Raw genomic sequence first — 9,216 nt, 5'->3', positions numbered from 1 at the left:
CGTAGCAGGCTTGCTGATGAACTATAAAAACCTAAACCCCGACAAGGCGTTGATCTGGCGGATCACCCACCGACGCAATATGCCGTGGATTTTGGCCAATGGGCTGCACGCCGTGAATAGCCAGGCTCGATCGTCTGACTGGGTGACTATTGGGAACCAGGAGCTGATCGACCGTCGAGGCACGCGCCCGGTACCGTTGGCACCCGGCGGGAAGCTTAACGATTTTATCCCTTTCTATTTCACCCCTTTTTCACCCATGCTCCTCAACATCCTTACCGGGCGGGGAGGAGTAGCTCAGGTACCCAGTGCCGATATCGTCATTCTGGTCTCCAGCCTGTATCGGCTCTCAGAGCTTGGTTTGCCGTTTGTCTTCACGGATCGCCATGCATACACCCAGACGGCGAATTACTATAATGACCTCGCAGACTTGCGATTCATCGACTGGCCGTTGCTGCAACAGCGCAATTTCAAGCGGGATCCAAACGACCCTGAGAAGGTTGAGCGTTACCAGGCAGAGGCGCTGATCTATCGGCAGGCTCCACTCGAGGCGCTGTTGGGTGTGGTGTGCAACACCCCACAGGTGAAGAGCGAGTTAGAAGAACAGGTGGCGAGGTCGGGTGTCCAATTGGGTGTCCACTGCAGGCCTCAGTGGTATTTTTGAGGCTCGATTCTGGAGAACAGCATGATCAGTTACACCACCGGTAATCTGCTGGATGCGGACGTTGATGCGCTGGTGAACACAGTCAATACCGTAGGCGTGATGGGCAAGGGGATCGCACTGATGTTCAAGGATCGCTTCCCTGACAACATGGCTGCTTATGCCAAAGCCTGCAAAGCGGGTGAGGTGCAGGTTGGTCGTATGTTCGTCACGGAAACGGGCGAGCTCATGGGGCCGCGCTGGATCATCAACTTCCCGACCAAGAAGCATTGGCGGGCAAAGTCACAGATGCAGTGGATCATCGATGGTTTGGCGGACCTGAGCAGGTTTATCGAAGAGTATGAGGTTGGCTCCATTGCTATCCCGCCTTTGGGGGCTGGGAATGGTGGCTTGAACTGGCACGAAGTCAAACCGCATATCGAGCAGGCTCTGGGTGACTTGGAGGGTGTGGAAATCATCATTTATGAGCCCACAGCTCGTTACCAGAATGTTACCAAAGCCAAGGGTGTTGAAAAGCTGACACCTGCCCGTGCCCTGATCGCTGAGCTTGTTCGCCGCTACTGGGTGATGGGTATGGAGTGCAGTCTGTTGGAAATCCAGAAGCTTGCCTGGTTCCTGGAGCGAGCCATCGAGGCAGAGGGACTGGAGCCGCTAGATCTGCGCTTTGTTGCCAAGAATTATGGCCCTTACGCTGACCGTCTGCGCCACTTGCTGGATGCTCTGGATGGTAGCTACTTGAAAAGCGATAAACGCATAAGTGATTCTGATCCGCTGGACCCAATCTGGTTCAATGATGCCAAACGCGAAATTGTGGAGCTGTACCTCAAGACAGAGGCCAGCGCCTATTTACCGGCCCTCGAAAGGACATCCAAGCTGATTGATGGCTTTGAATCACCGTTCGGGCTTGAGTTGCTGTCTACTGTTGACTGGTTGTTGGCGAAAGAGCACGTAGCACCTGAGCCGCAGGCGTTGCAAGAAGGTGTCAGCCAGTGGCCAGCCGGTGAGAGCTGGGCGCAACGTAAGCTGAAGCTTTTTGATCTGGCTACTCTGAAGCTGGCGCTTAATCGGCTGCAGCAGGCGCCGTTGAATGGGGCTGTCTGAATTGGTAGGCGGTCGAGCTTGATTGCGAAAGAAAAAATAACCTATGCCCCCTTCAAACAGTCAAAAGGCTGTTTGAAGGGGGTGGGCGTCATATGGTCAGTGGTTCGGCGGTTGGCAGCCGGCTTAAGATCCAGCATGCGAGTAGAACCGCTACCAACAGTGGCGGGAACTTTACCATTGCGATCAGAGTGGCGATGATTGCACCGCTTCCTGCCAGTATTGCGAGCGTTTCTTTATCAATAGAAGTAAGGTGCAGTATGGCGGGCTGTACGGAGCCAACGTGTGGTCGTGCTCGACCAATGCGCTCAACTCATCAAGTTTGCCGTGGTTCTGTCTGGTGAAAACGAAGTGATAACTGGCGTTCTTACCTCGGGCCAGTACGAGGTTTTGCGGCTTGGCTGCGTCGCGCAGCTCGAACGATTCCGGGCCGCAAAATGATTTAAGAATTTGCGCGTTCATTCTACGAGATGATCTGGAGTGGTGTGATTGCAGCGGTGCACAAGCTGTCTGCCTGTCTGCACATAGCTGACTCTCCAATACTGACGGTTAAACCTTACCCCTCCTGAGCAGCCCAACAATGACACCCAATCCAGGCTTCGGCACAATACCCCATATGCCTGCTCGATAACCGCACTCAAGGACGCGCTCTGATGGATCAGCTCACTCCCGACGCACTCACTCCCGCACTGCAACAGCCTGCGCTAATTCGCCTGGCTGTCAGTGCTGCGCCACAGGTCAATCTGGCGTTTCAGCAAAATGGCGTGCCGGTCATTCGTGATATCGAGTTGATCAATGACAGCGAGCGCAGCTTCGCCGGGCTGCGGGTTGAGCTGCAGACCGAGCCGGGCGTTGTATTGCCGCGTGTCTGGCAGGTTGAGCGTTTGGCGGCGGGCGGTACTTTTCATATCACCGATTGTGCAACGGAGCTGGATAGCCAATATCTGCGCACGTTGCAGGAGAGTGTGCAGGCGCAGTTGCTGTTCCGGCTGCTGGACGGCACTGGCGAGGTGTTGGCCGAGCAGCGGCTGACTCTGGAGGTGCTGGCGTATAACGAGTGGGGTGGTTACGGCAACAGCCCCGAGCTGCTGGCGGCTTTTTGCATGCCCAATGCGCCGACGATCGAGCGTTTGCTGCGCAGCGCTTCGGATCTGCTACGCGAGGGCGGTCATGATGGTGTGCTGCACCCCTATGAGGTGGCCGATCCACGGCGTATCTGGTTGCAGGTTTCCGCAGTCTGGAATGCGCTGCTGGCGTTGAATCTGGATTATGCCTATCCGCCCAAGAGCTTTGAGCGCACCGGGCAGAAGGTGCGCACGCCAGAGGCGATTGTTGATGCCCGCCGCGCTACCTGCCTGGATACCAGTTTGCTGCTGGCGGCGCTGTTCGAGCAGATGGGGCTCAAGCCGCTGCTGATTCTGGAACATGGTCATGCCTATGTTGGCGTGTGGTTGCGCCCGGAAGGTTTTCCCCATGCCTATACCCAGGATTTGCTGGCTCTGCGTAAACGGGTTCAGTTGCGTGAACTGCTGGTGATGGAGAGCACGCTGCTGTGCCGGCGCGCCAGCTTTGGTATGGCGCTGAAAACTGCCGAACAGCATTTGGCCGAATCGGATGCGCTGTTTGAGGGAGTATTGGATATCGCTCATGCCCGCGAGCAGCGCATTCTGCCGCTGAGTTTTGTCGATACGCCGCGCCCGGCCCAGCCCGATGCAGCAGAGACGCTGAGTGCGCCAGCGTTGGAAGAGGTGCCGGACGATCCGGCGTTGCTCGGCCAGGTGGTCGAATGGCAACAGGATCAGGGCTTGCCGACAGGCCGGCTTGGGCAATGGCAGCGCCGGCTGCTGGACCTGAGCCTGCGCAATCCGCTGCTGAACATGCGCAACACGCGCTCCAATATTGCGCTTGAGGTGCCGCAGCCGGCCAAGCTGGAAGACCTGATGGCCCAGGGGCAGGCGTTTACCATTCAGGCGGCGCCGGGGCAGGATCTGCGTGATGCCAGGCAGGTTGCCCGGCAAACGGGCCAGCGGCTGGATGAGACCGTGGCGCTGGCAGCGCTGACACGCAAGACGCTGTATGTGCAGGCTGATCAGCAGTGGCTCGACGGAGCCTTGGTAGATCTTTACCGCAAGGCCCGTAACGACTTGCAGGAGGGAGGCTCGAATACGCTGTTCCTGGCCATCGGCTGTCTGTATTGGCAGCGCCCGGGAGCAGACACACGACGTTTCCGAGCGCCGCTGATTCTGCTGCCAGTCACCATCACCCGTCAGTCGGTGCGATCGGGCATCAAGATCAGCCTGGCTGACGATGAACCACGCTTCAACACCACACTGCTGGAGATGCTGCGCCAGGACTTCGCACTGGATATTCAGGGGCTTGAGGGCGCGCTGCCGGAGGATGACAGCGGCACCGACATCGATGCGATTCTGAACCGGGTGCGCCGCGAGATACGTGACGTCAGCGGCTTTGAGGTGCGCGAAGAGGCTTATCTGGGCACCTTCTCCTTTGCCAAGTACCTGATGTGGAAGGATCTGGTCGATCGTACCGATTCGCTCAAGGATAACGCCGTGGTTCGGCACCTGATCGACTCGCCGCGTGACCCGTTCGATGCCCAGGTTGATTTTGTCGAGCCGCATACGCTCGACGCTCAGTTGCCTCCAGAGCGCCAGTTCACCCCGCTAAGCGCCGACTCGTCGCAACTGGCGGCGGTGATGGCTACTGCGGCGGGGAAGAACTTCGTCATGATCGGCCCACCGGGCACCGGCAAGTCTCAGACCATTGCCAACATGATCGTGCATAACCTGGGGCTGGGGCGCACGGTGCTGTTCGTCTCGGAGAAGGCCGCAGCGCTGGATGTGGTTTATCGGCGTTTGCGCGAGCAGGGCTTGGGTGAATTTTGCCTGGAACTGCATTCCAACAAAGCGCGCAAGCTGGATGTGATCCGCCAGCTCGGCGTGGCCTGGGATGCCCGTGGTGAGTCGACCGAAGACCGTTGGCTGGAACGTACCGGCCAGTTGGCGGCGGTGCGTGAGGAGCTGAATGCGTTGGTCGATGCGTTGCATCACCGGCACGAGCCGGGGTTGACGTTGCGTGAGTCGATAAGTCTGGCAGCCGGGTATCCTCGGATGCCGGTCATTGATTTTGGTTGGCCGCACAGTGCCATAGACGATGAGGGTGGTTATCTCTACAAGCTCGATCTGGCGGAGCGGGTGCAGGTGCTGGCCGGTGAGGTTGGTGAGCTGAAAGATCATCCGTTGCAGATCATCGACGTAACCGAGTGGAGCATGTCCTGGCAGCAAACGCTGCTGGAGGCCGGTGCCGCCTTGACTGAAGCGACGCGTAGCCTGAGCACGAAATTGCCGGGAATCTTGCTGCTGTTGGGGCTGCGTGAAGACGCGCCGAATCTGGCTACGCTCGAGTATCTGAAGTCACTGTCGGGAACGCTGCTGAGTAGCGCAGGCAAGGACCTGCGCTTTGCTTTTGCCCCTGATTTGGCGAGTACCTTGCAGACATTGGATCGGGCGCTGGAGCTGCTGCACTCGTTTGAACAGGACTGGGCGTCATTGTCCTGTGGTTATGACCGCCAGCGTGTGCTGAGTATCGATCTGGCACAGGTGCACCGGCTCTGGCAGTCGGCTACTCAGGATTGGTGGCCGTTGCGGCTGCTGCGGCGGCGCCAGTGCCGCAAGTTGTTGCAGCAACAAGCGGGCGCGCAGGGCGCCAATCCGGACATTGCCGCTGATCTGGCTATTCTGGATCGGCTGCAACAGATGCACGCCGAGTTGAATGGCTTCAAGCGAGAGCTGGGTGATGTACCGGGCTGGGCTGGGCTGGACTCCGATGCCGGGCAGTTGCAGACCCTGCGTGAGCTGGCCGGCAACCTGCGCGAAGAGATTGCCGCACTGGCCAGGGATGCCGATACCCTGGTTGCTTTACGCAGTGCGGTGCACAAGCTGGTCGTGCATGGCAATGAACTGCTGCGTCCAGAGCGTGCTACCGGCGTGCAACTGAGTGAGTTTGTCGGGCTGATGAGCAACCTGCAGGATGCACTGGGACATTTTGTGCAACAGGTCGACCCCTATGAGCCACAGAGGGCGAGGGCACAGCTCGACAGCCTGGCAGAGCTGGAGGCGATAGATCAACGCATTCGCACGGCTAAAACGCCGCTGCAGACCTGGTGTGCCTGGCGGCATCTCTGGTACGACGTCGAAGAGGTCGAGCTGCTCGCGGTGATGCAGGCGCTGGAGGAGGGGCTGATCTCAGCCGATCAGTTCAGGCAGGCGGTTGAGGTCAACTATGCGCGCTGGTGGTCGGCCTGGATGATTGACCGGTCGCCGCTGCTCAGACGCTTTCTCAGCATTGAGCACGAGCGGCGCATTGAGCGCTTCGCCGAGCTTGATCAGCAGGTCAGGGCGCTGACTGCCGAGTATGTGCGTAGTTTGGTGCGCAGCGGGCTGGCGGAGCGAGAAGATGTTACCCGCAATTCCGAGTTCGGCATCATTCGCCGTGAGCTGGAGAAGAAAACCAGGCACAAGGCGCTACGCCAACTGATGAGCGAGGCGCCCAACGCTATCGCCCAACTGACCCCGTGCCTGCTGATGTCGCCGCTGTCGATTGCCCAGTATCTGCCGGTAGAACAGCCGCCGTTTGATCTGGTGATTTTCGACGAAGCCTCGCAAATTACCGTCTGGGATGCCATCGGCGCCATAGCCCGGGGGCGGCAGACTGTTGTGGTTGGTGACCCCAGACAATTGCCGCCCACGGCTTTTTTCAGTACCGCGCAGGCCGAGGTCGATGAGGAGCTGGAAGAGGAGCAGGATCTGGAAAGCATTCTGGATGAAATGCTCGGTTGTAACCTGCCGGTGATCAACTTGTCGTGGCATTACCGCTCGCGCCATGAGAGCCTGATTACCTTCTCCAACCAGCGCTATTACGACGGCAATCTGGTGACCTTTCCCTCGCCGGTCACTACCGATACTGCCGTTAGCATGGACTATCTGGAAGGCTGTTATGAGCGCGGTGCCAGTCAGACCAATCGCGCTGAGGCCGAGGCCATTGTGGCTGAAATCGAGCAGCGGCTGATGGACCCCGGACGCAATCAGCAGAGCCTGGGGGTGGTGACCTTCAACCAGAAACAGCAGATGCTGATTCTCGACCTGCTGGATGCCGCCCGCCAGCGTAATCCGCAACTGGACCGATTCTTTGCCGAAGACCTGATCGAACCGGTTTTCGTCAAGAACCTCGAATCGGTGCAGGGTGATGAGCGCGATGTGATTTTGTTCAGCATCACCTTCGGGCCGGATCAGAGCGGACGGGTCAGTATGAATTTCGGACCGCTGAATCAGAACGGTGGCGAGCGCCGGCTGAACGTGGCTATTACCCGGGCGCGAATGGAACTCAAGGTGTTCTCCAGTCTGCGGGCCGAGCAGATCGATCTGTCACGCACGGCAGCCATTGGGGTGCGTGATCTGAAGCATTTCCTCGAGTTTGCCGAGCGCGGTCTACGCGCACTGGCTGAAGCGATACCTGGCGATACTGGCGGCTTTGCTTCTGCGTTGGAGGCCGCAGTTGCTGAGGATCTGCGTCAGCGCGGCTGGACCATTCGACCGCAGATCGGGGTGTCGCAGTTCCGTATCGACCTGGGCGTAGTCGATCCTGATGCCCCGGACTATTTCCTGGGAGGTATTGAGTGCGATGGCGACACCTACCGCCGAGCCGCTACCGCTCGTGACCGCGAACTGGTACGCGGTAGCGTATTGGCGGGGCTGGGTTGGAACATACTGCGACTATGGTCGCTCGCCTACTGGGCCAATCCCCAGGCCGTGATCGACCGGCTCGATACGCAGTTGCGAATGCTGCACACAAAGCGCAGAACGGATGCCATAGCTTTGTCTGGCGCCACAGATTGAACGCCAGGTGAGCTGAGTTGATAGTGTGCGGTTAGGCAAAAAGAACCCCGGGGCGGGGTTCTTTTTGCCTGTCGGAAACTCAGAACCGATAGGTCAATTGAGCAGTCAGGCCGTGGGCGCTGTTGTCGTACTTGGCGTTGTATTCCTGCTTGAGCAGGACGCCAGGAGCGATTTCCGAGCCGGCTTTCTGATGCACGCTGGCGGTGTTTTCCCAGAGGTAGGCATACGCAAGGTCGAGGGTGACGTCAGCGTTCGGGGACCAGCCAGCGCCCAGAGTGAAGATCTTGCGGTTGCCGACCGGGATTCGCACGTTGCGGTGTGCGTTGCTGGTTGGCGATGGGTCCAGGGCCAGACCGCTGCGCAGTACCCATTGCGGGTTCAGTTGATAGGCCGTGCCCACTGAGAAGGACCAGGTGTTTTCCCAGTTCAGTTCTTCGCTGATGGCGGCAAAGCGCGGGCTGACCGGGTTGCTGTTGCGCGCCTCGATACCTTCCAGGCGGCTCCAGCGTGTCCATACACCGCCAGCGTACAGCGTCCAGCGATCATCCAGTTGATGGGTCACGGAGAGGTCGAGCGACTCAGGCATGGTGATGTCCAGCTTGGCATCCATTTCGCCATCGAACATGCCCATGGGCGAGCCGGAAATTTTGGTACGCCCTTCGAGCTGGTATTTGACCTTGGAGTGGTAGGTTGCACCGACAGTAGTGCGGTCGGTGAGGCTGGCCATGATGCCGACATTGAAGCCCATGGCGGTGTCGTCACCCTTGATATTGACCAGGGTGTCTGACGGCGCACCCATCTGGCTGGTAGCCAGCGTATTGGTCAGTTTGCCGTCAATACGGTTGAAGGTCGGACCAAAACCGATAGATACGCGCTCATTAAAGGCGTAGCTGACGGTCGGCTGGATGGTCACGACCCGGACCGAGCTGTACAGGCCATGGGATGAGCCCTGGAAACTCTTTTCGTAGTCGCTGATGACGCCGAATGGTACATAGACGCCGAGGCCGAAAGCCCATTCGTCGTTGATCGGTTTGGCGTAGTAGCCGAAAGGTACGTGTGCCAGTGGCACCATGTCGCCTTTGTTGCTGCCCTGGGCGGTGCTGTTGACGTTGGAGATGTCGACATCAGCCTTGACCATGGCGATACCGCCGCTGACTTCGGCGCGTTTGAGCCGGGCCAGACCGGCCGGGTTGCCGTAGATGGTGCTTGAATCCAGCGCCGAGGACGAGCGCCCGGCAAAGGCGGTGCCGGCGCCACTGGCGCTTTGTTCGTTGATGGCCAGGCCATTGGCCAGGGCTTGGCTGGAAGCGCTGGCGACGGCCAGTGCCAGGCAGGTTTTCATGACGCGTTGAAACATTGAATCACTCCGGTTTTGCGGACCGGGGAGGCTAAAGCATGGTGAAACAAAAACCAAGATTATATCTTGCAACGATCTTCTTTGTTTTTTGGGACAGTTTGGGGCGAAAATCTTACATATTGCCACTAAGTCAATGTTTGACCATCTGGTCCGGTTTTCTGCTGCCTGGGTGGCTTTGTTGATGCTGTTGGCTA

General features: G+C 58.6%; 4 protein-coding genes and 1 pseudogene. 3 read left to right on the top strand and 2 right to left on the bottom strand.

Annotation, left to right across the window (positions count from 1 at the left end):
• Positions 1-16: 16 nt before the first annotated feature.
• Together darT and darG are read left to right on the top strand one after the other, a co-directional pair.
• Positions 17-661 carry a type II toxin-antitoxin system toxin DNA ADP-ribosyl transferase DarT gene (gene darT, locus C2846_RS08270; protein ID WP_119701215.1) on the top strand — a complete coding sequence of 215 codons (645 nt, stop codon included), beginning with the start codon at positions 17-19 and terminating at the stop codon, positions 659-661.
• A gap of 21 nt (positions 662-682) precedes the next feature.
• Entirely contained in the window at positions 683-1,759 is a 1,077-nt protein-coding gene (gene darG, locus C2846_RS08265) for a type II toxin-antitoxin system antitoxin DNA ADP-ribosyl glycohydrolase DarG (RefSeq protein WP_119701214.1), read from the top strand.
• A 264-nt stretch (positions 1,760-2,023) separates the two neighbouring features.
• On the opposite strand, the pseudogene C2846_RS08260 reads toward darG, so the two are convergent.
• Positions 2,024-2,164, bottom strand: a pseudogene (locus C2846_RS08260) (NADPH:quinone oxidoreductase); the annotation flags it as partial.
• A gap of 245 nt (positions 2,165-2,409) precedes the next feature.
• Between C2846_RS08260 and C2846_RS08255 the strand changes: the two are divergent.
• A complete protein-coding gene (locus tag C2846_RS08255; protein WP_119701213.1) occupies positions 2,410-7,665 on the top strand; it encodes a DUF4011 domain-containing protein in 5,256 nt (1,751 codons plus the stop codon).
• Between the two features lie 79 nt (positions 7,666-7,744).
• Here C2846_RS08255 and C2846_RS08250 read toward each other — a convergent pair whose 3' ends face one another.
• On the bottom strand, positions 7,745-9,022 hold the full coding sequence (locus C2846_RS08250; RefSeq protein ID WP_119701212.1) for an OmpP1/FadL family transporter: 1,278 nt from the start codon (positions 9,020-9,022) through the stop codon (positions 7,745-7,747).
• Positions 9,023-9,216 lie beyond the last annotated feature (194 nt).

This window comes from Pseudomonas jilinensis (genome assembly GCF_003586265.1).
GTDB lineage: Bacteria > Pseudomonadota > Gammaproteobacteria > Pseudomonadales > Pseudomonadaceae > Halopseudomonas > Halopseudomonas phragmitis.
The sequence above is the reverse complement of the archived record's forward strand: the minus strand, read 5'-3'. Positions and strand labels throughout refer to the sequence as shown.